The following is a 23,486-nucleotide window of genomic DNA, read 5'->3' as shown; positions in this document are numbered from 1 at the left end:
TGCATCGCCTGTCCGGGCCTCATCGCGAGCAGGCTCACTCCTACATTGGAATGCGGTCGAATGTGGGAGTGAGCTTGCTCGCGAAAGGGCCGGATCGGCCAGCGAAAGACTCAAGCCTTCTGTTCAAAGATCACATAAATCTTGCGGCAAGCCTCCAGCACTTCCCAAGTGCCACGAAACCCCGCCGGAATCACAAAGCGGTCGCCAACACGCAACGTTTTGGCATTGCCATCGCTGTCACGCAACACCGACACTCCTTGCAGAATCTCGCAGTACTCATGCTCGGTGTAATTCACCGTCCATTGGCCCGCCGCACCTTCCCACACGCCGACGCCCATCTGCCCACAAGGGCTGTCGTATTGATGGAACACCGCTTGTTCAGGATCACCCTTGAGCACCTTGGCCGGGTCCGGACGATAGCGTTCGGCTTCGCTGCTGGTGAGGCTGATGTCGACGACGTTCTGGATGTTCATTGTTGTTATCCCCCGTGGATACGGCGCGATTGGCTGGAAAGGCCCAAAGTCTATGTTGATTAAAATCAACACCGCAAGGCCGTATGACCACCTTATGTCAAATATATTGAAACAACCCCGGCCGCTGGTTTAGGGTGGCGGGTGCCTCTGGCCGAAAAACCGGCTGGCCGGGCAGAATTTTTGAGGACGCTGGCGACGATCGCACGGCGCTCGTATTCAACAAGAGGAGGACACTCAAATGACCACCCTGACTCGTGCCGACTGGGAACAACGCGCCCGCGACCTGAAAATCGAAGGCCGCGCCTACCTCAATGGCGAATACACCGACGCCGTTTCCGGCGAGACCTTCGAGTGCATCAGCCCGGTCGATGGCCGTCTGCTCGGCAAGATTGCCAGCTGCGACGCCGCCGACGCCCAGCGCGCCGTGGAAAATGCCCGCGCCACCTTCAATTCCGGCGTGTGGTCGCGTCTGGCGCCGACCAAACGCAAAGCCACCATGATCCGTTTTGCCGGCCTGCTGAAGCAGCACGCCGAAGAACTGGCCCTGCTCGAAACCCTCGACATGGGCAAGCCGATCAGCGACTCACTGTACATCGACGTTCCGGGCGCGGCGCAGGCGCTGAGCTGGAGCGGTGAAGCGATCGACAAGATCTACGACGAAGTCGCCGCTACGCCTCACGACCAGCTCGGTCTGGTAACCCGCGAGCCGGTAGGCGTGGTCGGCGCCATCGTGCCGTGGAACTTCCCGCTGATGATGGCCTGCTGGAAACTCGGCCCGGCGCTGTCGACCGGTAACTCGGTGATCCTCAAACCGTCGGAAAAATCGCCGCTGACCGCCATCCGCATCGCTGCGCTGGCCGTTGAAGCCGGTATTCCGAAAGGCGTACTCAATGTGCTGCCGGGCTATGGTCACACCGTCGGCAAGGCGCTGGCCCTGCACAACGATGTCGACACGCTGGTGTTCACCGGCTCGACCAAAATCGCCAAGCAACTGATGATCTACTCCGGCGAATCGAACATGAAGCGCGTCTGGCTGGAAGCCGGCGGCAAGAGCCCGAACATCGTCTTTGCCGATGCGCCGGACCTGCAAGCCGCCGCCGAATCCGCAGCCAGCGCCATCGCCTTCAACCAGGGCGAGGTGTGCACCGCCGGTTCGCGTCTGCTGGTCGAGCGTTCGATCAAGGACACATTCCTGCCGATGGTGATCGAGGCGCTGAAAACCTGGAAACCGGGCAATCCGCTGGATCCGGCAACCAATGTCGGTGCACTGGTAGATACGCAGCAGATGAATACCGTGCTGTCGTACATAGAATCCGGGCACAGCGATGGCGCCAAACTGGTCGCTGGCGGCAAGCGAATCCTGCAGGAAACCGGTGGCACCTACGTCGAGCCAACGATTTTCGACGGTGTGAGCAACGCGATGAAGATCGCTCAGGAAGAGATTTTCGGCCCGGTGCTGTCGGTCATTGCTTTCGATACGGCTGAAGAAGCGATCCAGATCGCCAACGACACGCCGTATGGCTTGGCCGCCGCCGTGTGGACCCAGGACATCTCCAAAGCGCACCTGACCGCCAAGGCACTGCGCGCCGGCAGCGTCTGGGTCAACCAGTACGACGGCGGCGACATGACTGCGCCGTTCGGCGGATTCAAGCAGTCGGGTAATGGCCGCGATAAATCGCTGCATGCGTTCGACAAGTACACCGAGCTGAAGGCGACGTGGATCAAGCTGTAAGCCGCTGAGGGGAGCCTGATTCAATCAGGCTCCCAAACCAGACAGAGATCCCCTGTGGGAGCGAGCTTGCTCGCGAAGGCGGTGTATCAGTCAGCAAATCTGCTGAATGTGAGACCGTATTCGCGAGCAAGCTCGCTCCCACAGTGGTTTTGTGGTGCACATAAAAATAATCCACAGGAGCGTGGAACATGCGGTGGGCGACGTATTTCGCCGTGTTGGCGTCTGTCCTGAGTGTCGGCCTGGCCCTGGGGGTCAGCATGCCGTTGGTGTCGTTGCGTCTGGAGAGTTGGGGCTACGGCTCCTTCGCCATCGGGGTGATGGCAGCGATGCCGGCGATTGGCGTGTTGTTGGGCGCGAAGATTTCCAGCCATCTGGCGGCTCGCTTCGGTACGGCAAATCTGATGCGCCTGTGCCTGTGGGCCGGGGCGTTGTCGATCGGTTTGCTGGCGCTGTTGCCGAGCTATCCGATCTGGCTGGTGCTGCGCCTGATGATCGGGGTGATCCTGACCATCGTGTTCATCCTCGGCGAGAGCTGGATCAATCAGCTGGTGGTTGAGCACTGGCGCGGACGATTGGTGGCGCTGTATGGCAGCAGCTATGCGTTGAGCCAACTGTCGGGCCCGTTGCTGTTGGGCGCGTTGGGCACCGAGCAGGATTACGGCTTCTGGGTCGGCGTTGCGTTGCTATTGCTGTCGCCATTGCTGTTGCTGGGCCGCAGCGGTGCGCCGAGCAGTGAGGCCAACAGCGTAACGTTCCGAGAATTGTGGGGCTTTGCCCGTGAGTTGCCGGCGATTGCCTGGGCGGTGTCATTATTCGCCGCATTCGAGGCGATGATCCTGACGCTGTTGCCGGTGTATTGCCTGCAACAGGGCTTCACTGCCGAAATCGCGCTGGCCATGGTCAGCACGGTGGTGGTGGGTGACGCATTGCTGCAGTTGCCGATTGGCGCGTTGGCCGATTATCTGTCGCGACGTACGTTGTTTGCTGGCTGCGCGGTGGTGTTGATGCTGTCGAGTCTGGCGATCCCGCTGTTGCTCGATACGCTGCTGATCTGGCCGCTATGGGTATTGTTCGGGGCGAGTGCCGGCGGGCTGTTCACCCTGTCGTTGATTTTGATTGGCGAGCGTTATCGCGACGATGCACTGGTGCGGGCGAATGCGCACATTGCGCAGCTGTGGGGCGTGGGATGTCTGGTCGGGCCGCTCGCGGCGGGGGCGGGCAGTCAGTGGATCAGTGGGCATGCGTTGCCGTTGTTGATGGCGATTGGGGCGTTCGGGTTGGTGATACTGCTGTTGCGCCAAGGTGCATTTGGCGCAGTTACTGAGCCTGCCTGACATCAAAAGATCGCAGCCTGCGGCAGCTCCTACAGGAGTAATGCATTTCAACTATAGGGGCTGTCGCAGGCTGCGATCTTTTGCTTTTTAAAGCATTCGCTCAAGGCCCACCGTGGTGCTGAACCATGCATTGAACTGCCGCCACCAACTCCCCGGCTCCTTGGTCAGGGTATGCATCTGGCCGTTGTCTTCGGTGACCCAGACAATCTGGCCATCCTGTAATTTCGCCTGATAACTCAGCGCTGGCGCCATGCCTTGCAAGGCCAGCTCGCGTACATGTTCGGCCAGCTCAGGGCTGTCGACCAAGACCCCGACTTCGGTGTTCCACAGTACCGAGCGCGGGTCGAAGTTGAACGAGCCGATAAACGACTTCTGCCGATCAAAGATCATCGCCTTGCTATGCAAGCTTGAATCGGAGCCGCGAAACGACTTGCTGTAGAAGACATGCGGGCCGCTACCGCCACCGTCTCCAGGCTGGCGTCGCAGTTCATAGAGTTTTACCCCATGCTCCAGCAGCGCCTTGCGATACGGCGCATAGCCACCGTGCACCGCTGGCACGTCCGTCGCTTCCAGTGAATTGGTCAGCAGACTGACAGACACCCCGGCATCGGCGCGACCGGTCAGGTAAACCAGACCTGGCTGGCCCGGCACGAAGTACGCCGAAATCATGATCAGCTCTTTGCTCACGCCTCTGAGCTCGGGCGCCAGTTGCGTGGTCAGCAGCAATTGCGGATCCGGCTCACCCTTGGCCAAGACCTTGCTCGGCGCGTCCCACAATGCCTGATTCCACGCCCAGATCAGCTCTTTGCGCCAGATATCCATGCGCGGCGCAGTCTTGAACGTCATCAGTTGCTGATACAACGCGTGATTCTGTTTGCGGGTGTCTTCCAGCGATTCTTCCAGCCGCGTGCGAGTGTTCTCCAGGTCCTTGGCGGTCGGTTGGCTGGAGAGGAATTCGTCGATCGGCTTGCTCAGGGCACTGTTCCAGTATTGGTCGAAACTGTGTCCGAGCTGTTCGGCCACCGGCCCGACGCTGAGCATGTCGATGTCGGTGAAATTAAGGTTTGGCTCGGCGTCGAAATACTCGTCCCCCAGATTGCGCCCGCCGACGATGGCCACGCTGTTATCCGCCAGCCACAGCTTGTTGTGCATGCGCCGGTGCTGCAGCGACAGATTGAACAAGCGGCCTGCCGCGCGGGTGACGCCGGTGCTACGGCCCAGATGCAGCGGGTTGAACAGGCGAATCTGGATCTGCGGATGCGCCGCCAGTGTGGCGATGATCTGGTCGAGGCCATCACTGGTGGTGTCATCGAGCAGGATGCGCACACGCACACCACGATCAGCGGCCTTGAGCAATTCCTCCACCAGCATCCGCGTGCTGATGCCGTCGTGGACGATGTAGTACTGCAAATCGAGACTGCTCTGGGCGTTGCGGATCAGCTCAGCACGAGCGGTGAACGCTTCGCTGCTGTTGGACAGCAGGCGAAAACCCGAGCGGCCTTGATAGGGCGCCGCTTGCGCCTGAATCGAACGGCCGAAGCTGGAATCGGCCGCTGGCAACGCCTGACTCGGCTCGCGCGGGACATCGAAACTGGCACAGCCGCTGAGGAACGAGGCGAGTAACAGCAAAGCGAGTAGGGGCTGTTTGAAGCTCACGTAGGATCATTCCAGTTGGCGGCAAGGGTCGGCATATGGACGCGGTTCTCTGGAAAAAAGTCAGTCGGCTTCTGCCAGCAATCTGACAGCGGTCTCGCCGACCTTGCGCACCGCTTCTTCGATCTGCGCTGTCGGTTTGGCAGCGTAGTTCATCCGCAGGCAGTTGCGGTATTTGCCCGAGGCGGAAAAGATGCTGCCGACGGCAATCTGCACGCCTTGGTCGTGCAACTCACGATTGAGTTTCAGGGTGTCGAAACCTTCCGGTAATTCAACCCACAACATAAAGCTGCCTTGCGGCCGACTGGCGCGGGTGCCCGCCGGGAAATAGCGAGTGACCCAGTCGATCATCAGGTCCCGACTGCGCTGGTATTGCGTGCGCATGCGCCGCAAGTGCGGTTCGAAATGACCGGCCTTGAGGAATTCGGCGATGGCGATCTGCGGCTGCGGTGCGGTCGATCCGGTGCTGATGTATTTCATGTGCAGCACGCGCTCGAGGTAGCGGCCCGGCGCTACCCAGCCAATACGCAGCCCTGGCGCCAAGGTCTTGGAAAACGAACTGCACAGCAATACGCGGCCGTCTTCGTCGAAGGATTTGATCGTGCGCGGACGCGGGTAGGTGTAGGCCAGTTCGCCATACACATCGTCCTCGATGATCGCCACATCGAAGCGCTGCGCGAGGGTGAGCAGGGCGCGTTTGCGCGACTCCGGCATGATGTAGCCGAGCGGGTTGTTACAGTTCGGGGTGAGCTGGATGACCTTGATCGGCCATTGTTCCAGCGCCAGTTCGAGAGCTTCGAGGCTGATCCCGGTGAGCGGGTCGGTGGGGATTTCCAGGGCTTTCATGCCCAGGCCTTTGAGCGTTTGCATGGCGCCGTGGAAGCTCGGCGAATCGACCGCGACGATGTCGCCCGGCTCGCAGATCGCGTGGATGCTGGTGGACAGCGCTTCGTGGCAACCGGTGGTGATCACCAGATCGCTGGCGCTTAACTGGCAGCCGGAATCGAGCATCAGTCGAGCGATCTGTTCGCGCAATTCGAGGGTGCCGTGGATGTTGTCGTAATACAGACCGGGCATGTCCTGGCGGCGGCTGATCCGCGCCAGACCGCGCAGCAACGGTTTCATGGTTGGCGAGCTGATGTCGGGCATGCCGCGACCCAGTTGCACGACATCCTTGCGCGGCACCGCGCGAATCAATTCCAGTACTTGATCCCATTGCGAAATTTCCACCGGCCGCTGGGCCGGGCGGCCAACGGCGGGCAGCTCGGGCAGTTCGCGTCCGACCGGCACGAAGTAGCCGGATTTGGGTTTCGGCGTGGCCAGGCCACCGTCTTCAAGCACGCGATAAGCCTGCTGCACCGTGCTCAGGCTGACACCGTGTTCGACGCTCAAGGCGCGCACCGAGGGCAACCGATCGCCGGGACGATAGAAACCTTGTTCGATGCGCGTGCCGAGCAATTCGGCGAGGTTTACGTAGAGGGTCATGGCACAGCCTCGATGCAGGGATTCGATAAACCAGTACAGATGCGGCAGAAATCGACAATTCAGTCTTCGAAGCGGTAAATCTGTATGGAATTAATACAGCTGCTTTGAATCTGTAACGATTTTGTCCGCCCGCGCATCATGGAATCTCTGGCTACCCAAGTAAACAGGAGCATTGAAAAATGAACGGCTTGAGCGATGTGCGGCTGACGTTACACAGTCAGGAACTGGAGGCAGGGCAGAAGGATCGTGCGCGCAATGAGACTTTGCGTAATGCACCGTCCGGCCTGAGTCACTGGGATCTGTTCTGGCATCGTCTGCACACGCGCAGGGCGTTGCTGGCGCTGACGGCGGATCAGCTCAAGGACATCGGACTGACCCGTGAGCAAGCGCAGGAGGAGGGGTTGAAGCCGTTCTGGCGGATCTGAGATCTGTATTGTTCTTTCGATCCATTCGCGAGCAAGCTCGCTCCCACATTGATCTCCAGTGGATACAAGCCTCCCATCCACCGCAGATCCCCTGTGGGAGCGAGCCTGTTCGCGAAAGCGGCCTCAGAATTGCTGCAAAACCATCAGACCAACTCTTTCAGCCGATGCCACAGCATCCCCAACGCCAACAACGGCGAACGCAAATGCTTGCCGCCCGGGAAAGTGATGTGCGGCACCTTGGCAAACAGATCAAAGCCACCGCTGTGCTGCCCGCTGATCGCCTCGGCCAATAACTTGCCCGCCAAGTGCGTGGCATTCACCCCGTGCCCGGAGTACGCCTGGGCGTAATACACATTCGGCTGATCCGCGAGTCGGCCGATCTGCGGCAAGCGGTTGGCACCGATGCCGATCATGCCGCCCCACTGATAATCGATCTTCACCCCGGCCAGTTGCGGAAACACTTCGAGCATCTTCGGCTGCATGTACGCGGCGATGTCTTTTGGATCACGCCCCGAATAATGGCAGGCACCGCCAAACAACAAGCGCCGATCCGCCGAGAGCCGGTAGTAATCCAGCGCCACACGTTGGTCGCAGACCGCCATGTTCTGCGGTAGCAGGTTGTGCGCCTGCTCTTCGCTCAACGGTTCGGTGGCGATGATGTAGCTGCCGGCGGGCAGAACCTTACCGCTGAGCTGTGAATTCAGATCATTGAGATAGGCGTTGCAACCGAGCACCAATGTTTTGGCGCGCACCGAACCCTGAGCTGTGTGGACTTTCACTTCAGGGCCATAATCGATACGGGTCACTGCCGAATGTTCGAACAGCTTCACGCCCGACTGCTGCGCCGCTGCCGCTTCACCCAGCGCGAGATTCAGCGGATGCAGATGCCCGGAACCCATGTCGATCAAACCACCGACATAGCGCTTGGAACCGACCACCGTGTGCATTTCGTGGGCTTGCAGTAAACGGGTTTCGTAGCGATAGCCGAGGCTGCGCAGTTCTTCGGCGTCTTCGGCAAAGCCTTCGAGGTCGGAAGGCTTGTTGGCGAGGTCGCAATAGCCCCAGGTCAAATCGCAGGCAATCTGAAAACGCTCGACCCGCTGGCGAACGATTTCCACCGCTTCCAGGCCCATCAGTTTCATCTCGCGCACGCCGTCGCTGCCGATGACGTTGGCGAACTGATCGAGACCGTGGCCGACCCCGCGAATCAATTGCCCGCCGTTGCGGCCGCTGGCGCCCCAGCCGATCTTGTGCGCTTCCAGCAACACCACGCTGAGACCGCGCTCGGCCAGTTCCAGCGCGGTGTTCAACCCGGAAAACCCGCCACCAACCACGCAGACATCGGCCAGCACTTCACCTTGCAATACCGAGTGGTCGGGTTGCGGCAGGCTGCTGGCGGCGTAATAAGAGGCAACGTGGGGTTGGCTCGCGGAAGTGTGGGCGCGGGCGGTCATGGGCGTCATCCAACGGCTAAGTGTCGAGAAAATTTGACGGAGCATAAGCCGCACGCCCGAACGTGGGCAACATTGGTCGGCCGGCGGTGTCTGGATCACGGCTTTTGCGGCACAATTGCCGTCTATTTCACCTCGGTCGCCGCTGCAATGAGCTGCAACAGCCAGAAAATCCGCAACTTGCGTCAGCAGATACCCTCGTTCGAGTGCGTGCCCGGCTGCCACGATTGCTGTGGGCCGGTGACCACCTCGCCGGAAGAAATGGCCCGCCTGCCGCGCAAGACCCGCGCCGAGCAGGATGCGGCGATGGAAGAACTGAACTGTGTGCATCTGGGGCCGGATGGCTGCACGGTGTATGAAGAGCGACCGCTGATTTGCCGGTTGTTCGGTACGACGAAAACCTTGCCTTGCCCGAATGAACGGCGGCCGGTGGAGCTGATTCATCCGCGCGTGGAGAAGCAGATTTTCGAGTACATGGCGGCGAATCGGCAGGTGTTGGTTTAACGCGTTCACTCGAGACCGAGTTGCGGCCTTCGCGAGCAGGCTCGCTCCCACATTTGAAATGCATTCCCCTGTGGGAGCGAGCCTGCTCGCGAATGGAGCGCCACCGATCTTCAATCCGGAATAGGTAAGCTCAGGCTCTCCTTCACTTCTTCCATCACGATATAGCTCTTCGACTCGCGCACATGCGGCAGCTTCAGCAGAATGTCGCCCAGCAGCTTGCGGTACGAAGCCATCTCGGAAATCCGCGCCTTCACCAGATAGTCGAAATCCCCTGACACCAGATGACATTCCAGCACGTGCGGCAATTTCAGCACCGCGCGGCGGAACTCCTCGAACGTGTCGCCGGATTTGTAGTCGAGGCTGATCTCGACAAACACCAGCAAGCTACCTTTCAAGTGCTGCGGATTCAGCCGGGCGTTGTAGCCCATGATGATGCCTTCGCGTTCCAGACGCCGCACCCGCTCGGTGCACGGCGTGGTCGAGAGACCGACCTTTTCGCCGAGCTCGGTAAACGAAATCCGCCCGTCCGCCTGCAGGATCCGCAAGATGTTGCGGTCGATCTTGTCCAGCTCACGTTTGGTCTGAGTGTTGGTACGCATAGGGGATGCGCCTCCGTGAAAAGGGTTTTTGCCGAGAATTGTCGCCAAATATAGGCGCTTATATAGTGAAAAGCACTGCCATTTCTTTTTTACACTGCGCGCATCATTGCTCTAACAACAGACGTACGCGGCCCTGCCGCGATGAGGGATACAAAAATGCGCGTAATGGTCTTGGGTAGCGGCGTTATCGGTACCGCCAGTGCTTACTATCTGGCCCGTGCCGGGTTTGAAGTAGTGGTGGTCGACCGGCAGCCTGCTGCGGCCATGGAGACCAGTTTCGCCAACGCCGGCCAGGTCTCGCCGGGCTACGCCTCGCCGTGGGCCGCGCCGGGCGTGCCGCTCAAAGCGATCAAGTGGCTGTTGCAGCGCCACGCCCCTCTCGCGATCAAGGCCACCGCCGACATCGACCAGTACTTGTGGATGGCGCAGATGCTGCGCAACTGCACCGCCAGCCGTTACGCGGTGAACAAGGAGCGCATGGTGCGTCTGTCCGAGTACAGCCGCGACTGCCTCGATGAACTGCGCGCCGAAACCGGCATTGCCTACGAAGGCCGCAGCCTCGGCACGACTCAGCTGTTCCGCACCCAGGCGCAACTGGATAACGCCGCCAAAGACATCGCCGTGCTGAAAGAATCCGGCGTGCCGTTTGAAGTCCTCGACCGCGCCGGCATTGCCCGGGTCGAGCCAGCGCTGGCAGGTGTCACTGACATCCTCGCCGGTGCCCTGCGCCTGCCAAATGACCAGACTGGCGACTGCCAGATCTTCACCACCCGTCTCGCCGAAATGGCCGTGAAGCTGGGTGTGGAATTCCGCTTCGGCCAGGACATTCAGAAACTCGACTACGCCGGTGATCGCATCAACGGTGTGTGGATCGACGGCAAGCTGGAAACCGCCGACCGCTACGTACTGGCCCTCGGCAGCTATTCGCCGCAATTACTCAAGCCGCTGGGCATCAAGGCCCCGGTGTATCCGCTCAAGGGTTACTCGCTGACCGTGCCGATCACCAACCCGGCAATGGCCCCGACATCGACTATTCTTGACGAGACCTACAAGGTCGCGATCACCCGTTTCGATAATCGCATCCGCGTTGGCGGCATGGCCGAGATCGCCGGTTTTGACCTGTCGCTGAACCCGCGTCGGCGTGAAACCCTGGAGATGATCGTCAACGACCTTTATCCTCAGGGCGGTAATCTGGCCGAGGCGAGTTTCTGGACCGGTCTGCGGCCGACCACGCCGGACGGCACGCCGATCGTTGGCGCCACACCGTTCAAGAACCTGTTCCTCAACACCGGTCACGGCACCCTGGGTTGGACCATGGCGTGCGGTTCCGGTCGTTTGCTGGCCGACCTGATGGCGAAGAAAAAGCCGCAGATCAGCGCCGAAGGCCTCGATATTTCCCGTTACGGCAACAAAATTCAGGAGTCCGCAAAACATGGCAATCCAGCGCCAGCTCACCAATGAGCGCATGAGTCAGATCGTCAGCCACAACGGCACCGTGTATCTGGCGGGGCAGGTCGGCGACGACTTCGACGCCGGGATTGAACAGCAGACCCGCGACGTACTGGCCAACATCGAGCGTTTGCTTGATCTGGCCGGCACTGACAAACAGCACCTGTTGTCGGCGACCATCTACCTGAACGACATCGAAGCGCATTTTGCCGGGATGAACTCGGTGTGGGACCAGTGGCTGCCAAAAGGCGCCGCCCCGGCCCGTGCCACCGTCGAAGCGAAAATGGCCAAGCCGAGCATCCTGGTAGAAATCTCTATCGTCGCCGCGCTGCCGTAAGCCGTTGTAAAGATCCCTCTCCCGGCGCTGTTGGTGGTTCACGTCGTCAGTCGGCGCCGGTTTTTCTTCCCATGACCGCCTAGAAGTCTGCCGCCATGCGTCCTGCCCGTGCCCTGATCGACCTAGAAGCCCTGCGCCACAACTACCGAATTGCCCGCGAAGTCACCGGCGCCAAGGCGCTTGCGGTAATCAAGGCCGATGCCTACGGCCATGGCGCGGTGCGTTGCGCCCAGGCGCTGGAAGCCGAGGCCGACGGTTTTGCCGTCGCCTGCATCGAAGAAGCGCTGGAGCTGCGCGCGGCCGGCATCAAGGCCCCGGTGTTGTTGCTCGAAGGCATCTTCGAAGCCGATGAGCTGGAACTGATCGTCGAGCATGATTTCTGGACCGTGGTGCATTCGTTGTGGCAGCTCGAAGCGATCGAGCAGGCAACCCTGAGCAAGCCGATTACCGTGTGGCTGAAGCTTGATTCCGGAATGCACCGTGTCGGTCTGCATCCGAAGGATTATCCAGCGGCCTATCAGCGGTTGCTGGCCAGCGGCAAAGTAGCCAAAATCGTCTTGATGAGCCATTTCGCCCGTGCTGATGAATTGCATGCGCAGAGCAGCACAGAGCAAGTCGCGGTGTTTGAAGCGGCGCGTCAGGGCCTGGCGGCGGAAGTCAGCTTGCGCAACTCGCCGGCTGTGCTCGGTTGGCCGCAGATTCACAGCGATTGGGTGCGCCCGGGCATCATGCTTTATGGCGCGACCCCGTTCGAAGAAGCCAACGCCGTGGCTGATCGGCTGCAACCGGTGATGACCCTGGAATCGAAAGTCATCAGCGTGCGTGAACTGCCGGCCGGCGAGCCTGTAGGCTACGGCGCCAAATTCATCACCGACAAGCCGATGCGCATCGGCGTGGTCGCCATGGGTTACGCCGACGGCTATCCGCGTCAGGCACCGACAGGCACGCCGGTGCTGGTGGCCGGCAAACGCAGCCGCATTCTCGGTCGCGTGTCGATGGACATGCTTTGCATTGACCTCACCGACGTGCCGGAAGCCGACCTCGGTTCGACTGTCGAGTTGTGGGGCAAAAACATCCTCGCCAGTGAAGTGGCGCAGTGGGCCGACACCATCCCGTACCAGATCTTCTGCAACCTGCGTCGGGTGCCAAGGCTCTATTCCGAGGGTTGACGCCGCTGCGGGGGCCAAGTGTTGTAAATACTGAACGCTGTCGCCATGATAACGCTCAATATTCTTACAACATCAGGAGGCTCCCGCCTTGGACGTCGGTGAACGACTGCAATCGATCCGCAAGCTCAAAGGGCTTTCCCAGCGTGAACTCGCCAAACGCGCGGGCGTCACCAACAGCACCATTTCGATGATCGAAAAGAACAGCGTCAGCCCCTCGATCAGTTCGCTGAGGAAGGTGCTCGGCGGCATCCCCATGTCCATGGTCGAGTTCTTTTCCGAAGAAATCCTGCAGGAAGTCCCGACCCAGATCGTCTACAAGGCCAACGAGCTGATCGACATCTCCGACGGCGCCGTGACCATGAAGCTGGTCGGCCGCGCGCACCCCAGCCGCGCCATCGCCTTCCTCAACGAAATCTACCCACCGGGCGCCGACACCGGCGAAGAAATGCTCACCCATGAAGGCGAGGAAACCGGGATTCTGGTGGAAGGTCGTCTGGAACTGGTGGTGGGTCTGGAAACTTTTATTCTCGAAGCCGGCGACAGCTACTACTTTGAAAGTACCAAGCCGCATCGTTTCCGTAATCCGTTCGACGCGCCTGCGCGACTAATCAGCGCAGCCACGCCGGCGAATTTTTAACAAAGAGGTGCCAAGCCATGATGGCAAAGGCATCCGGAGAGTTTTCTACCGTGCGGTATAACCCCTTCGACTATGGGGTTGTTTCAGTGTGACGGGCTACCCGCTATACTTCCGCCCGCCTGCGAACCGTGGCCGCAGGCGTGAATAGCCACCATTGAGGGTGAACGCGTGAACCTAATTATGAAAATGCTGGCTGCACCAGCAACCGTACTGGCCCTCTGGGCTGTCAGCGCTCAAGCTGCGACGAATGATGACATTGCCAAACGCCTCGAGCCGGTCGGCCAGGTGTGTGTGCAAGGGCAGGAATGCAAAGGGATGGAAGTTGCCGCTTCCGCAGGTGGTGGCGGGGCGAAGTCCCCTGATGACGTGATTGCCAAGCACTGCAATGCTTGCCACGGCACTGGCCTGCTGGGCGCACCAAAAATCGGTGACACGGCAGCCTGGAAAGAACGCGCTGACCATCAAGGTGGCCTCGACGGCATCCTCGCCAAGGCCATTACCGGCATCAACTCCATGCCGCCAAAAGGCACCTGCGCCGATTGCTCGGATGACGAGTTGAAGGGCGCAATCCAGAAGATGTCCGGCCTGAAATAAGGCGCGCTTCTGATGAAAAAAACCGTCTTCGGACGGTTTTTTTGTGCCTGGGATTCAAGAGCCCTCACCCCAGCCCTCTCCCAGAGGGATAGGGAGCCGACCGAGGTGTCTTTCGCTATCCATCGACCTGAAAGACCTTAGCGATTATGGATTCGGTACAGCTCGTTCAGGTCGATGTAGATGCCGAGCATCCCCGAATCAGTCCCCTCTCCCTCCGGGAAAGGGCTAGGGTGAGGGCAAGCAAGCTCCAGCCGTAAACAACTCCTGTGGCCGACAATCGTCCAGGACTTTGAGCTGTTCATTGCAGCAAACTCAAGGCAAGCTCGGTCTACCCCTATTCACGGAACGGGCAGGAGGCTTCAGATGGTGCAGTTGTGTTCGATCGAACAGGCAGTGGACGACGTGCTGGCACGCTTGCCGGCGCACATCCACATGGGCCTGCCGCTGGGCCTGGGCAAACCCAATCACTTCGTCAACGCGCTGTACCGGCGGATCAAAGACCTGCCCGAGCGGCAACTGACGATCTACACCGCCCTGTGCCTTGGCCGGCCGGCGTTGGGCGACGGCTTGCAAAAGCGCTTCATCGAACCCTTCGTCGAGCGCGTCTTCGGTGACTACCCGGAATTCGATTTCCTCGCCGACCTGCACCGCGACAGCCTGCCCGCCAACATCCGTATCGAACAGTTCTTCATGCAACCCGGCAGCCTGCTCAACAGCGCGCCGGCCCAGCAGGATTACGTCAGCAGCAACTACAGCCATGCCGCCCGCGACATCAACGCTGCCGGGCTGAACCTGGTGGCACAACTGCTCGCCAGCAGCAGCGAACACCCCGACCGTCTGAGCCTGAGCTGCAACCCGGATATCACTCTCGACCTGTTGCCGATGATCGCCAAGCGCCGCGAAGCCGGGGAGACGATTCTGCTGGTCGGCCAGGTACACACCGATCTGCCGTACATGCCCGGCGATGCTGAAGTCGACATCGATACCTTCGACCTGCTGATCGATGCGAAGGACAGCAGTACGCTGTTTTCTACGCCGAACATGCCAGTGGGGTTTCAGGACCATTTCATTGGATTGCACGCGAGTACGCTAGTGCGCGACGGCGGCACGTTGCAGATCGGCATCGGTTCGATGGGCGATGCCCTGACTGCCGCGCTGCTCGCACGACAAGCCGATAACACCGGTTATCAAGCGTTGCTCGACGACATCAACCTCAGCCAATGGGCGCAATTGATCAACCGCGAGGGCGGCACCGGGCCATTCGCCAAAGGCCTTTACGGCTGCAGCGAAATGTTCGTCAACGGCCTGTTGGTGCTGGCGGATGCCGGGATCATCCGGCGCAAGGTTTATCCCGATGTACCGACCCAAGAACAGGCCAACGCCGGCACCCTCGACGAGGCCGCGCAGACTGACGGCATCTCGGTGCATGGCGGTTTCTTCCTTGGCCCGCGCAGTTTCTATGAACGGCTGCGTGAGCTGCCGCAAAGCAAACTGCTTGAGTTCAACATGACCCGCATCAGCTATATCAACGAACTCTACGGGCAGGAAGAACTCAAGCGTTTGCAACGCCTTGATGCGCGCTTCATCAACACCGTGTTCACCATGACATTGCTGGGTGCGGGCGTGGCGGACCAACTCGAAGACGGCCGGGTGCTGAGCGGTGTCGGCGGGCAGTACAACTTCGTGGCGCAGGGGCATGCGTTGCACGATGCCCGCTCGATCCTGATTCTGAGAAGTTGGCGTGAGTCCGGTGGCGATGTCAGTTCCAACATCGTCTGGGAATACGGCCACTGCACGATCCCACGGCACCTGCGCGACATCGTGGTCACTGAATACGGCATCGCCGATCTGCGCGGTAAATCCGACGCAGTGGTGATCGAGTCGCTGCTGAACATCAGCGATTCCCGCTTCCAGCAGGGCCTTATCGAGCAAGCGCAAAAGGTCGGCAAACTGCCAAAGGATTTCCGCCTCGACCCACGCTTTGCCGACAACACGCCACAGCGTTTGCAAGCGATTGCCGCACGGCATCCGAACCTGTTTCCGGAGTATCCGCTGGGCTGTGATTTCACCGCGATCGAACGGGATCTGCTGCGTGCGCTGAACTGGCTGAAGAGCAAATTCAAACTCACCGAAATCCTCGAACTCGGCAAAGCAGCCCTCGACGCTCCCGAGGCATCGCTATACCCCGAACACCTCGAACGCATGCAACTCACAAACCCGGAAGGCCTGAAAGAAGACCTCTTCCAACGCCTGCTCCTCACCGGCCTGAAAGCCACCGCGCAGTAACTGCCCACCGCAAAACCCACTGTGGGAGCGAGCCTGCTCGCGAAAGCGGTGTATCAGTCAACCAAGATGTCGACTGACCCTAAGCATTCGCGAGCAGGCTCGCTCCCACAGGGGGATTGCGGTGTGGCTTTATTCGATGAAAGTGACGACGCCGTCCTTCAGCGATTTCACGCGGGCCAGCGATTCAACGCGGTAGCCCTGCGAGTCCAGCTCGGCGCGGCCGCCCTGGAACGATTTCTCGATAACGATGCCCAGACCGGCAACGGTCGCGCCGGCCTGTTTGATGATCGAGATCAGTGCTTGCGAGGCCTTACCGTTGGCCAGGAAGTCGTCGATGATCAGCACGCGGTCGCTGCTGGTCAGGTGACGCGGGGAGATGGCCACGGTGCTTTCGGTCTTTTTGGTGAACGAGTAAACGGTCGCCGACAGCAGGTTTTCCGTCAGGGTCAGGGACTGTTGCTTGCGGGCGAAGATCACCGGCACGCCGAGGTTCAGACCGGTCATGATTGCCGGGGCTATCCCTGAGGCTTCGATGGTGACGATCTTGGTGATGCCCGAATCCTTGAACAGCGCGGCGAATTCGTCGCCGATCAGCTTCATCAGGGCCGGGTCGATCTGGTGGTTCAGGAAGGCGTCGACCTTCAGGACCTGGTCGGAAAGCACAATGCCTTGTTCGCGGATTTTCTGCTGCAATGCTTCCATGAAGCTGTCCTCTTTTGGCGCTTTGTGCGCCGAAGGTCTAGTAAAAAAAGTGGTCAATTCTAGCGCTTTAACATCGCGCGTATATCAGCCAATGCGCTATTGCCGCGCACGACTTTGACTTCGGTCGGCGTGTCGTCGTTGCCTTCCCAGGCCAGATCGTCCGGCGGCAGCTCATCGAGGAAGCGGCTCGGCGCGCAGTCGATGATCTCGCCGTACTGCTTGCGCTTGGCGGCGAAGGTGAAGGCCAGGGTCTGGCGCGCGCGGGTGATGCCCACGTAGGCCAGGCGGCGTTCTTCTTCGATGGTGTCGGCTTCGATGCTGGAGCGGTGCGGGAGGATTTCCTCTTCCATGCCCATGATGAACACGTAGGGGAATTCCAGGCCCTTGGACGCATGCAGGGTCATCATCTGCACGCCTTCGGCGCCGTCCTCTTCTTCCTGCTGACGCTCGAGCATGTCGCGCAGGACCAGTTTTCCGATGGCGTCCTCGACGGTCATCTCACCTTCTTCGTCCTTCTCGAGGGTGTTTTTCAACGCCTCGATCAGGAACCAGACGTTGCTCATCCGGTAGTCGGCCGCCTTGTCGCTGGAGCTGTTGGTGCGCAGCCAGTTCTCGTAGTCGATGTCCATGACCATGCTGCGCAGCGCCGAGATCGGGTCTTCGCCGGCGCACTGCTCGCGGACCTTGTCCATGAAGCGCTTGAAGCGCGACAGGCGATCGGTGAAGCGGCTGTCCAGATGTTCGCCCAGACCGATTTCGTCGGTGGCGGCGTACATCGAGATCTTGCGCTCGGTGGCGTAGTTGCCGAGTTTTTCCAGGGTGGTCGAGCCGATTTCACGGCGCGGCACGTTGATCACCCGCAGGAAGGCGTTGTCGTCGTCCGGGTTGACGATCAGGCGGAAGTAGGCCATCAGGTCTTTCACTTCCTGGCGGCCGAAGAAGCTGTTGCCGCCGCTCAGGCGGTACGGCACCTGATGGTGTTGCAGCTTCAGCTCGATCAGCTTGGCCTGATAGTTACCGCGATAGAGAATCGCGAAATCGCTGTAAGGGCGGTCGGTGCGCAAGTGCAGGCTGAGGATTTCCATGGCCACGCGCTCGGCTTCGGCGTCCTCGTTGCGGCAGCGAATCACGCGGATCTCGTCGCCGTGGCCCATCTCACTCCACAGCTGTTTTTCGAATTCGTGCGGGTTGTTCGAGATCAGCACGTTGGCGCAACGCAGGATGCGGCTTGTCGAGCGGTAGTTCTGCTCAAGCATCACCACTTTCAGCGATGGATAGTCGTCCTTGAGCAGCATCAGGTTTTCCGGCCGCGCGCCGCGCCAGGCGTAGATCGACTGGTCGTCGTCGCCCACAACGGTGAACTGGTTGCGCTTGCCGATGAGCATTTTCACCAGCAGGTACTGGCTGGCGTTGGTGTCCTGGTATTCGTCGACCAGCAGGTAACGCACCTTGTTCTGCCATTTTTCGAGGATGTCGGCGTGCTCTTCAAAGAGCTTTACCGGCAGCAGGATCAGGTCGTCGAAGTCCACCGCGTTGAACGCTTTCAGCGTGCGCTGGTAGTGGGTGTAGACGATGGCAGCGGTCTGTTCCTTGGGATTACGCGCGTTCTCCAGCGCCTGAGGCGGCAGGATCAGGTCGTTTTTCCAGGCGCCGATCATGTTCTTGATCTCATCGACGCCGTCGTCGCCCGCGTATTCCTTCTGCATGATGTCGGTCATCAGGGCTTTTACATCGGTCTCGTCAAAGATCGAGAAACCGGGTTTGTAGCCCAGCCGCGCATGTTCCTTGCGGATGATGTTCAGACCGAGGTTGTGGAACGTGCAGACGGTCAGGCCGCGACCTTCGCCGGCGCGCAGCAGGGTGCCGACCCGCTCTTTCATCTCGCGCGCGGCCTTGTTGGTAAAGGTCATGGCGACGATGTACTGGGCGCGGATGCCGCAGTTCTGGATCAGGTGCGCGATCTTGCGCGTGATCACGCTGGTCTTGCCGGAGCCAGCACCGGCGAGCACCAATAGAGGGCCGCCGACGTAGTTCACGGCTTCTTGCTGCCGGGGATTGAGTCGGGACATACGAAAATTCGGGAGTCGTTGACGAAATGGGCCGGCATTTTAACAGGCTCAGAGAATTGTGCTGCTCTGTCCGACTTGTGACGTACTACGCGATTCAAATTTGCCGGTTTTGTTACTTTCGCGGAGGATGCGCGGTGATTTTCCGGCTAATGTTCTCCTTCGTGACACAAAATAACGTTTTGATAACCGTTGTCATTTGGTCATTGAACGGCGCAACGGCATAATGCCCCGCCCACATCATTGCAGAGTCTAGGGAGCTAGCTTGTCTACGCCTGTCGAACCCTTGCGTTTGCTGCTACTGGCCGAAGAGCCAGCGTGGACAGCGTTATTGCGCGAGTGTCTGGCTCCGATGGGGAGCGCGGCGGTGCTGATCAGCGCCCCGAGCTGGGACTCGGTCAGCAGCTTGTTCGAAGATAACCGCAATGCGGTGTTATTGACCCTTCCGGCATTACAACCGGCACCGGGCCGTTGCAGCCTGCCGACGGTATTGCTGCTGGAACATGAACCGGACACCGCGCCGATTGGCGTCAGTGACTGGCTGGTGTTCGACGCCGTCGACGCCGGCATGCTGCGCCGTTGCCTGCGCCATGTGCGCGAACGCGGCGTTCTCGAAAATACCCTGCAACGCCTCGCCGAACAGGATCCGTTGACCGGCATCGCCAATCGCCAGGGTTTTCAGACCTTGCTCGCCGCGCGCCTCGCGGAAAACGACGGTCGTGGCCTGGCCCTTGGGCATCTCGATCTCGACAACTTTCGTCACGCCAACGATGCGCTTGGCCATCAGGCTGGCGATCGCTTGATCCTGCAAGTCGTCGCGCGGCTGAAAAGTCAGCTGGAGGCCGGTGATCAACTGGCGCGGCTGGGCAGCGACGAATTCGCTCTGTTGATAGACACCCGCCGTGCGCCGCAGCGCGCCGAGTGGATAGCTGAACGTATCACCGAAGCGCTCGCCGAGCCGTATTGGGTAGATGGTGAAAGCCTGCTGATCGGCTCCAGCCTCGGCATCGCCCACGCCCGGGCGCAGGGCGGCGCCGACCCGCTGATGTGGCACGCGCACATCGCCATGCAGCAGGCCAAGAGCACCCAGGGTTGCACCTTTCATATCTTCAACGAACGCATCAACCGCAATGCGCGGAGCATGGCTGATCTGGAAAGCGAACTGCGCCGGGCCTTGCGTCGCGATGAGCTTGAGCTGCATTACCAGCCACGCCTGAATCTTGCGGACGGCCAGATCGTCGGCCTCGAAGCGCTGGTGCGCTGGCGTCATGGCGAACGCGGCTTGCTGCCACCGAGCGAATTCGTGCCGCTGGCTGAGCAGAGCGGGTTGATCGTGCCGCTGGGTTACTGGGTGATTTCCCGGGCCCTGCGCGATATGCAGGCGCTGCGCGAACGCGGATTGCCGGCGCTGCACATGGCGATCAACCTGTCGTTCCGCCAGTTTCAGGACAGTCAGTTGTTGCCGACGCTCAGCCGCTTGATCGCTGAGCGCGGTGTTGAAGCGCAGTGGCTGGAATTCGAACTGACGGAGACGGCGGTGATGCGCCGCAGCGATCTGGTCAAGCAGACCATGGACGCCCTTGGCCGCCTCGGTGTGCGCTTCTCGCTGGATGACTTCGGCACCGGGTTCTCATCGTTCGTGCACCTCAACAGCCTGCCGATCACCTTGCTGAAAATCGACAAGAGCTTTGTCGGTGGCATGGAGCAGCGCGAAGAGAACCGCAAACTGGTGCACGCGATGATCAATCTTGCGCACAACCTGCATCTGGAAGTGGTAGCCGAAGGGGTCGAGACGCCGGAGCAACTGGAGCTGCTGCGCGGGTTTGGCTGCGATCAGGTGCAGGGGTATCTGATCAGCCGGCCGTTGCCGCTGGCGGAGCTGGTTGAATATCTCACCTACGGTTCAAGCCAACAGCCAGCCCTCGAAATCGTAAGCTGAACACATGACCCTGTGGGAGCGAGCTTGCTCGCGAAGGCTGCGACACATTCAACTCATATGTGTCAGTTACACCGCTTTCGCGAGCAAGCTCGCTCCCACAGGGGGGCTCATTCAGGTTGCGGGATGTTGAAGCCCCGAGATTGCGGCTCCAGCCGAATCATCCGCTTCATCTTCCACTCAAACGCCAGCGTCAAACTCACCGCCGCGCACGCCAGGCCCAGCGCCAAGCCCCACCAGACGCCCGTCGGCCCCCAGTTCAAGTGGAACGCCATCCACCACGCCGCCGGCGCGCCGATCAGCCAATAGCAGCCGAGCCCGACCAGAAACGTGGTCTTGGCATCCTTGAGCCCACGGATGCAGCCCATAGCAATCGTCTGCGTGCCATCGAACAGTTCGAACCACGCCGCCACCGCCAGCAGGCTCACCGCCAGGCGAATCACTTCGGCAAACGCCGGATCATTGTGATCGAGGAACAGCCCCACCAACTGGTTCGGCAACAGCCAGAACACCATGGCGAAACCCAGCATCACCACCGCGCCAAAGACGATCCCGACCCGCCCGGACATCCGCGCATCGTTCAATTGCCCGGCACCGTAATGCTGGCCGACGCGCATGGTGATCGCGTACGACATACCCGCCGGCACCATGAACGCCACCGAAACGATTTGCAGGGCAATCTGGTGTGCGCCCAACTGCGTGCTGCCCATGGTGCCCATGCACAGCGCCGCGAAGGCGAACAAGCCGACCTCCACCGCGTAGGTGCCGCCGATTGGCAGGCCGAGGCGCCACAACTCTTTCAGGTACTGCCGATTCGGCCGTGACAGACCTGCACGCAGTGGATAAGCGTCATAGGCCGAATGCCGGCGGATGTGCCAGGCCAATGCCAACGCCATGCAATTGGCGACAATCGCCGTGACCAGGCCGATCCCTGTCAGGCCCATTTTCGGTAGACCGAACATGCCCGTGATCAGCGCATAGTTGAGCAGGAAGTTGGCCACCGTGCCGGCGAGGCTGATGACCATCACCGGTGTCGCTCGGCCAATGGCACTGGTGAAGCCGCGCAGTGCCATGAAGCTGAGGTAGCCGGGCAGGGCGAAGGGCAGGGCGATCAGAAATTGCCCGGCAGCGTTGACGTTGGTTTCGGTCTGGCCGAACAGCAGCAACACCGGTTTCAGATTCCACAGCAACAACCCGGCGCCCAATGCCATCAGCCACGCCAGCCACAGCCCGGCCTGAGTCAGCCGTGCGGCGCCAATGATGTCACCGGCGCCCTTGCGAATCGCCACCAGGGTGCCGACGGCCGCAATCACGCCGATGCAGAAAATCGATACGAACGAATAGGTCGCTGCACCCAGTCCGCCACCGGCCAGCGCTTCGGGACTCAGGCGCGCCATCATCAGGGTGTCAGTCAGCACCATCAACATGTGCGCCAACTGTGAAGCAATCAACGGCCCTGCCAGCCGCAGAATGGCCCAGAGTTCGGTTCGCACAGGATGCTGCATGGTCATCACCACTCAATTTCAGAGGGAACAGGAGAGCGTCGATTCTCGGCGCTTGGCAGGCTTTGCACAAAGGGATAAAAAGGATGGGTGGCATGATTAAAACTCATCTTGAGCAGTTTTCGTCAGACTGGCTGCATCCCGCTATAGGAGCTTTATGTATGTCTCGTCGTCTTCCTCCCTTGTATGCCCTGCGCGCATTTGAAGCGGCGGCACGGCACAGTTCGTTCACCCGTGCGGCGGAAGAGTTGTCGATCACCCAGAGCGCAGTCAGTCGGCATATTCGAACGCTGGAAGATCATTTCGCTTGCCGGCTATTCCATCGCAGCGGTCGCAACCTGCAACTGACCGAGGCCGCTCGCCTGCTGTTGCCTGGCATCCGCGAAGGCTTCACGGCGCTGGAGCGGGCCTGCAATACCTTGCGCGCCGAAGACGACATTCTGCGCATGAAGGCGCCGTCGACCCTGACCATGCGCTGGCTGCTGGCGCGGCTCAGTCGCTTCCGCCATTTACAGCCAGGCAACGAGGTGCAACTGACCAGCGCGTGGATGGACGTCGATTCGGTGGATTTCAACGATGAGCCGTTCGATTGTGCGGTGCTGTTGAGCGACGGGCATTTCCCGCCGGACTGGGAGGCGAGCTTGCTGTTTCCCGAGGAGTTGATTCCCGTCGGTGCGCCGAACCTGCTCAACGATCAACCGTGGGATCTGGCCCGGCTGGCCTCCACCGAATTACTCCATCCAACCCCGGATCGTCGTGACTGGCGCAGTTGGCTGGAACATATGGGTTTGTCCGATCAGGTGTCGCTCAAGGGCGGACAGGTGTTCGATACCCTCGAGTTAGGGATGATCGCAGCGGCGCGCGGTTATGGTGTGTCGATGGGCGATCTGTTGATGGTCGCCGAAGACGTGGCGCAAGGAAGACTGAGCCTGCCATGGCCAACCGCCGTCGCCAGCGGACTGAATTATTACCTGGTGTGGCCAAAAACCCGTCCGGGAGGTGAACGTTTGCGCCGCCTCAGCGACTTCCTCCAAGGCGAAGTCCGCGCGATGGAGTTGCCGGCGGTTGCGCGCTTGAGCTGAAACGTTCGAGCCGCCACAATGGCGGCCTTGCGCCATACCCACGTTGCGCGCTCAAGTATTCGGTTTTCCC

At 60.3% G+C, this 23,486-nt stretch carries 20 protein-coding genes; 12 read left to right on the top strand and 8 right to left on the bottom strand.

The genetic code is table 11. The features are described 5' to 3' along the window. Nucleotides 1-110 precede the first annotated feature (110 nt). Nucleotides 111-473 (bottom strand): cupin domain-containing protein, encoded by a 363-nt coding sequence (locus ACRRSD_RS14445; RefSeq protein WP_435038451.1) that lies wholly within the window; start codon nt 471-473, stop codon nt 111-113. Between the two features lie 238 nt (nt 474-711). Here ACRRSD_RS14445 and ACRRSD_RS14440 point away from each other — a divergent pair, with 238 nt between their 5' ends. Beyond that, on the top strand, nt 712-2,205 hold the full coding sequence (locus tag ACRRSD_RS14440; protein ID WP_038359230.1) for an aldehyde dehydrogenase: 1,494 nt from the start codon (nt 712-714) through the stop codon (nt 2,203-2,205). A 188-nt stretch (nt 2,206-2,393) separates the two neighbouring features. After that, the gene (locus tag ACRRSD_RS14435) at nt 2,394-3,539 is read left to right on the top strand and encodes an MFS transporter (RefSeq protein WP_435038450.1); all 1,146 of its coding nucleotides are present in this window, start codon (nt 2,394-2,396) and stop codon (nt 3,537-3,539) included. Between the two features lie 87 nt (nt 3,540-3,626). On the opposite strand, the gene ACRRSD_RS14430 is transcribed toward ACRRSD_RS14435, so the two are convergent. Beyond that, nucleotides 3,627-5,195, bottom strand: a complete 1,569-nt coding sequence (locus ACRRSD_RS14430) for a phospholipase D family protein (protein WP_435038449.1) — start codon at nt 5,193-5,195, stop codon at nt 3,627-3,629. 60 nt (nt 5,196-5,255) lie between these two features. After that, entirely contained in the window at nt 5,256-6,677 is a 1,422-nt protein-coding gene (locus ACRRSD_RS14425) for a PLP-dependent aminotransferase family protein (protein WP_134178440.1), read from the bottom strand. Between the two features lie 179 nt (nt 6,678-6,856). On the opposite strand from ACRRSD_RS14425, the gene ACRRSD_RS14420 reads away from it, so the two are divergent. After that, nucleotides 6,857-7,102, top strand: a complete 246-nt coding sequence (locus ACRRSD_RS14420; protein WP_122596710.1) for a DUF1127 domain-containing protein — start codon at nt 6,857-6,859, stop codon at nt 7,100-7,102. Nucleotides 7,103-7,245: 143 nt separating this feature from the next. Here the strand turns inward: ACRRSD_RS14420 and ACRRSD_RS14415 are convergent, their stop codons facing one another. After that, nucleotides 7,246-8,556, bottom strand: coding sequence for an NAD(P)/FAD-dependent oxidoreductase (locus tag ACRRSD_RS14415; RefSeq protein WP_435038448.1), 1,311 nt, complete (start codon nt 8,554-8,556; stop codon nt 7,246-7,248). A gap of 147 nt (nt 8,557-8,703) precedes the next feature. On the opposite strand from ACRRSD_RS14415, the gene ACRRSD_RS14410 reads away from it, so the two are divergent. Beyond that, complete coding sequence (locus ACRRSD_RS14410; protein WP_435038447.1) at nt 8,704-9,057, top strand: YkgJ family cysteine cluster protein; 354 nt, start codon at nt 8,704-8,706, stop codon at nt 9,055-9,057. Between the two features lie 110 nt (nt 9,058-9,167). Here the strand turns inward: ACRRSD_RS14410 and ACRRSD_RS14405 are convergent, their stop codons facing one another. Next, on the bottom strand, nt 9,168-9,656 hold the full coding sequence (locus ACRRSD_RS14405; RefSeq protein ID WP_003177284.1) for an Lrp/AsnC ligand binding domain-containing protein: 489 nt from the start codon (nt 9,654-9,656) through the stop codon (nt 9,168-9,170). A gap of 156 nt (nt 9,657-9,812) precedes the next feature. Here ACRRSD_RS14405 and dadA point away from each other — a divergent pair, with 156 nt between their 5' ends. From dadA to ACRRSD_RS14375, 6 genes are all read left to right on the top strand, one after another. Beyond that, a complete protein-coding gene (gene dadA / locus ACRRSD_RS14400) occupies nt 9,813-11,117 on the top strand; it encodes a D-amino acid dehydrogenase (protein WP_095113224.1) in 1,305 nt (434 codons plus the stop codon). Further along, nucleotides 11,089-11,442 carry a RidA family protein gene (locus tag ACRRSD_RS14395; protein WP_038359209.1) on the top strand — a complete coding sequence of 118 codons (354 nt, stop codon included), beginning with the start codon at nt 11,089-11,091 and terminating at the stop codon, nt 11,440-11,442. The genes dadA and ACRRSD_RS14395 overlap by 29 nt, the downstream gene beginning before the upstream one ends. Nucleotides 11,443-11,537: 95 nt before the next feature. Further along, nucleotides 11,538-12,611, top strand: a complete 1,074-nt coding sequence (alr, locus tag ACRRSD_RS14390) for an alanine racemase (protein ID WP_435038446.1) — start codon at nt 11,538-11,540, stop codon at nt 12,609-12,611. 88 nt (nt 12,612-12,699) lie between these two features. Further along, the gene (locus ACRRSD_RS14385; protein WP_007920393.1) at nt 12,700-13,248 is read left to right on the top strand and encodes a cupin domain-containing protein; all 549 of its coding nucleotides are present in this window, start codon (nt 12,700-12,702) and stop codon (nt 13,246-13,248) included. Between the two features lie 180 nt (nt 13,249-13,428). Then, the gene (locus ACRRSD_RS14380; protein WP_435038504.1) at nt 13,429-13,842 is read left to right on the top strand and encodes a c-type cytochrome; all 414 of its coding nucleotides are present in this window, start codon (nt 13,429-13,431) and stop codon (nt 13,840-13,842) included. Nucleotides 13,843-14,205: 363 nt separating this feature from the next. Further along, nucleotides 14,206-16,128 (top strand): acetyl-CoA hydrolase/transferase C-terminal domain-containing protein, encoded by a 1,923-nt coding sequence (locus ACRRSD_RS14375; RefSeq protein WP_435038445.1) that lies wholly within the window; start codon nt 14,206-14,208, stop codon nt 16,126-16,128. A gap of 129 nt (nt 16,129-16,257) precedes the next feature. On the opposite strand, the gene ACRRSD_RS14370 is transcribed toward ACRRSD_RS14375, so the two are convergent. Then, nucleotides 16,258-16,830: a xanthine phosphoribosyltransferase gene (locus ACRRSD_RS14370; RefSeq protein ID WP_203419986.1), complete on the bottom strand. Its 573-nt coding sequence runs from the start codon at nt 16,828-16,830 to the stop codon at nt 16,258-16,260. Between the two features lie 59 nt (nt 16,831-16,889). Then, nucleotides 16,890-18,899, bottom strand: a complete 2,010-nt coding sequence (rep, locus tag ACRRSD_RS14365) for a DNA helicase Rep (protein ID WP_007920400.1) — start codon at nt 18,897-18,899, stop codon at nt 16,890-16,892. 262 nt (nt 18,900-19,161) lie between these two features. Between rep and ACRRSD_RS14360 the strand changes: the two genes are divergently transcribed. Continuing rightward, nucleotides 19,162-20,835, top strand: coding sequence for a putative bifunctional diguanylate cyclase/phosphodiesterase (locus ACRRSD_RS14360; RefSeq protein WP_435038444.1), 1,674 nt, complete (start codon nt 19,162-19,164; stop codon nt 20,833-20,835). Nucleotides 20,836-20,942: 107 nt separating this feature from the next. On the opposite strand, the gene ACRRSD_RS14355 is transcribed toward ACRRSD_RS14360, so the two are convergent. Further along, entirely contained in the window at nt 20,943-22,337 is a 1,395-nt protein-coding gene (locus ACRRSD_RS14355) for a NorM family multidrug efflux MATE transporter (protein ID WP_435038443.1), read from the bottom strand. Between the two features lie 158 nt (nt 22,338-22,495). Here ACRRSD_RS14355 and ACRRSD_RS14350 point away from each other — a divergent pair, with 158 nt between their 5' ends. Next, on the top strand, nt 22,496-23,416 hold the full coding sequence (locus ACRRSD_RS14350) for a LysR substrate-binding domain-containing protein (RefSeq protein WP_034152038.1): 921 nt from the start codon (nt 22,496-22,498) through the stop codon (nt 23,414-23,416). The last annotated feature ends 70 nt before the right edge of the window (nt 23,417-23,486 follow it).

Origin of the sequence: Pseudomonas neuropathica (assembly GCF_051174785.1) — a bacterium.
In the GTDB taxonomy this organism is placed as follows: Bacteria; Pseudomonadota; Gammaproteobacteria; order Pseudomonadales; family Pseudomonadaceae; genus Aquipseudomonas; species Aquipseudomonas neuropathica_A.
Note: the sequence above shows the minus strand (reverse complement) of the source record. Positions and strands in the feature narration are given on the sequence as shown.

Excerpts from the sequence above, each read along its gene's own strand:
- ACRRSD_RS14445 (WP_435038451.1), bottom strand. The coding sequence starts at position 473 with ATGAACATCCAGAACGTCGTCGACATCAGCCTCACCAGCAGCGAAGCC.
- ACRRSD_RS14440 (WP_038359230.1), top strand. The coding sequence starts at position 712 with ATGACCACCCTGACTCGTGCCGACTGGGAACAACGCGCCCGCGACCTG.
- ACRRSD_RS14435 (WP_435038450.1), top strand. The coding sequence starts at position 2,394 with ATGCGGTGGGCGACGTATTTCGCCGTGTTGGCGTCTGTCCTGAGTGTC.
- ACRRSD_RS14425 (WP_134178440.1), bottom strand. The coding sequence starts at position 6,677 with ATGACCCTCTACGTAAACCTCGCCGAATTGCTCGGCACGCGCATCGAA.
- ACRRSD_RS14420 (WP_122596710.1), top strand. The coding sequence starts at position 6,857 with ATGAACGGCTTGAGCGATGTGCGGCTGACGTTACACAGTCAGGAACTG.
- ACRRSD_RS14415 (WP_435038448.1), bottom strand. The coding sequence starts at position 8,556 with ATGACCGCCCGCGCCCACACTTCCGCGAGCCAACCCCACGTTGCCTCT.
- ACRRSD_RS14410 (WP_435038447.1), top strand. The coding sequence starts at position 8,704 with ATGAGCTGCAACAGCCAGAAAATCCGCAACTTGCGTCAGCAGATACCC.
- ACRRSD_RS14405 (WP_003177284.1), bottom strand. The coding sequence starts at position 9,656 with ATGCGTACCAACACTCAGACCAAACGTGAGCTGGACAAGATCGACCGC.
- dadA (WP_095113224.1), top strand. The coding sequence starts at position 9,813 with ATGCGCGTAATGGTCTTGGGTAGCGGCGTTATCGGTACCGCCAGTGCT.
- ACRRSD_RS14395 (WP_038359209.1), top strand. The coding sequence starts at position 11,089 with ATGGCAATCCAGCGCCAGCTCACCAATGAGCGCATGAGTCAGATCGTC.
- alr (WP_435038446.1), top strand. The coding sequence starts at position 11,538 with ATGCGTCCTGCCCGTGCCCTGATCGACCTAGAAGCCCTGCGCCACAAC.
- ACRRSD_RS14380 (WP_435038504.1), top strand. The coding sequence starts at position 13,429 with ATGAAAATGCTGGCTGCACCAGCAACCGTACTGGCCCTCTGGGCTGTC.
- ACRRSD_RS14375 (WP_435038445.1), top strand. The coding sequence starts at position 14,206 with ATGGTGCAGTTGTGTTCGATCGAACAGGCAGTGGACGACGTGCTGGCA.
- ACRRSD_RS14370 (WP_203419986.1), bottom strand. The coding sequence starts at position 16,830 with ATGGAAGCATTGCAGCAGAAAATCCGCGAACAAGGCATTGTGCTTTCC.
- rep (WP_007920400.1), bottom strand. The coding sequence starts at position 18,899 with ATGTCCCGACTCAATCCCCGGCAGCAAGAAGCCGTGAACTACGTCGGC.
- ACRRSD_RS14355 (WP_435038443.1), bottom strand. The coding sequence starts at position 22,337 with ATGCAGCATCCTGTGCGAACCGAACTCTGGGCCATTCTGCGGCTGGCA.
- ACRRSD_RS14350 (WP_034152038.1), top strand. The coding sequence starts at position 22,496 with ATGTCTCGTCGTCTTCCTCCCTTGTATGCCCTGCGCGCATTTGAAGCG.